A 2057-nucleotide genomic window follows, 5' to 3' on the forward strand; every position below is an offset into this window, starting at 1 on the left:
GGGTGTCCGCCCCGGCCCGGGCGGCCGGGGCGCCGGTGCGGCTGGCGTTCGTCGGCGCGGGGAACTACGCGACGTCGATGCTGCTGCCGCACCTGGCGCAGCGTGACGGCGTCGAGCTGTCCACGGTCGTCACCACGACGGCGCTGTCCGCGGCCAACGCGAAGCGGAAGTTCGGCTTCGCCGAGGCGACCACCGATCTCGACGCCGTGCTCGGCGACCCGTCCGTCGACGCGGTGTTCGTGGTCACCCGCCACAGCTCGCACGCCGAACTGACCCGAAGGGCGCTGCTGGCCGGCAAGGCGGTGTTCGTGGAGAAGCCGCTGGCGCTCACCGACGACGAGTTGGCCGGCGTGCTCGCGGCGGTGGACGAGTCCGGCAACGACCGGGTGCAGGTGGGCTTCAACCGCCGGTTCGCGCCGCTGCTCCGGGAGGCCAGGAAGCGGTTCGGCGCCAGGACCGGCCCGGCGAGCGTCCGCTACCTGGTCAACGCGGGCCGGCTGGAGCACGGCAGCTGGTACCTCCGGCAGGGCACCGAGGGCTCGCGGTTCGCCGGCGAGGGCGGGCACTTCGTCGACACGGTGAGCTGGCTGCTGGAGGCCGACCCGGTGTCGGTGTACGCGATCGCCGCACCCGGCAACGAGGACCTCCAGGTCCTGCTGCGCTACCCCGGCGGGTCCACCGCCACCATCAGCTACGTCACCACCGGCCCGGCCGGCTTTCCCAAGGAGACGCTGGACCTGGTCGCGGACGGCCGCGCGCTGCGGCTCGACGACTTCGTCCGTGCCTCGGTCCACGGCCGCAAGCGGTGGATCAGTTCCCGGCTGCCCAAGGCCCGGGACAAGGGCCAGCGCGCCGAACTGGACGCGTTCGTCGAGGCGGTGCGGACCGGCGGGCCGATGCCGGTACCGCTGGAGTCGCTGGTCGCCACCACGACGGCCACGCTCGCCGTGCGGGCCAGCCTCGCCACCGGCGCACCCGTGACGCTGGCGGAGGCGCGATGACGGGGAGCGCCGGGAGCGCGCGCTGGTACCTGCGGCGGCTGTCCCGGATGGGACCGCGGGAGGTCGGCGGCCGGGTGGGCGACGCGGTGCGCAGACAACGGTGGCGGTCGAAGCGGCCGGACGCCCCGAACGTGACCGGCGCCCGGTTCACCGCGGTACTGCCCCCGGGGACGACCGCCGCGGTGCCTCCGGACGCCGCGAAACGTCTCATCGCCGAGGCGGACCGGCTGATGGCCGGGCACGCCGAGTACTTCGGGGTGGTCCGCGACGACCTGGCCGACCCGGACTGGTGGTACGACCCGAAGACCGGGCGCCGGGCCCCGGGGGGCTACGCCTTCGACGTCCCGTACCGCGACGAGGACGCGATCGGCGACGTCAAGCAGATCTGGGAGCTGTCCCGGCACCAGTACCTCACCGTGCTCGCCGCCGCCTACGCGCTCACCGGGAACGAACGGTACGCCGAGCGGGTGGCCGAGCACCTGAGGTCGTGGTGGGCGGCCAACGCGCCGCTGCGCGGGGTGCACTGGACCAGCGGCATCGAACTGGGCATCAGACTGCTGTCCTGGGTGTGGGTCCGCCGGCTGCTCGACGGCTGGCCGGGCGCGGCCGGGCTGTTCGAGGGCAATCCCGCGGCGCTCCGCCAGATCTGGCACCACCAGCGCTGGCTGGCCGCGTTCCCCAGCCGAGGGTCGTCGGCGAACAACCACGTCGTCGCCGAGGCCGCCGGGCAGTTCGCCGCGGCCTGCGCGTTCGGCTGGTTCCCCTGCTCGGCGCGTTGGCGGGCCGACGCCTTGCGGTCGCTGGAGCGGCATCTGCGGGGCAACACCTTCGACTCCGGTCTCAACCGCGAGCTGGCCACCGAGTACCACGGGCTGGTGCTGGAACTGGGCCTGGCCGCGGTGGCCGAGGCCGACGCCGCCGACGTGCCGGTCCCGGCGTCGATCCGGCTGGTGCTGCTGCGGATGACCGACGCGCTCGCGGCCGGCGTGGACGACCGGCTCCGGCCGCCGCGCCAGGGGGACGCGGACGACGGGCACGGCCTGGTCGTGGACGGCG

At 74.7% G+C, this 2057-nt stretch carries 2 protein-coding genes; both read left to right on the forward strand.

Annotated elements, in window-relative coordinates:
- Window positions 1-1001, forward strand: a 1001-nt coding sequence (locus ACYVE9_RS24370; RefSeq protein WP_461030051.1) for a Gfo/Idh/MocA family protein, incomplete at its 5' end; no start/stop codon positions are given.
- Window positions 998-2057: heparinase II/III family protein (locus ACYVE9_RS24375; protein WP_461030052.1), on the forward strand; the 1060-nt coding region annotated here is incomplete at its 3' end. The genes ACYVE9_RS24370 and ACYVE9_RS24375, both read left to right, overlap by 4 nt.

It is taken from the genome of Streptomyces sparsus, assembly GCF_054776295.1.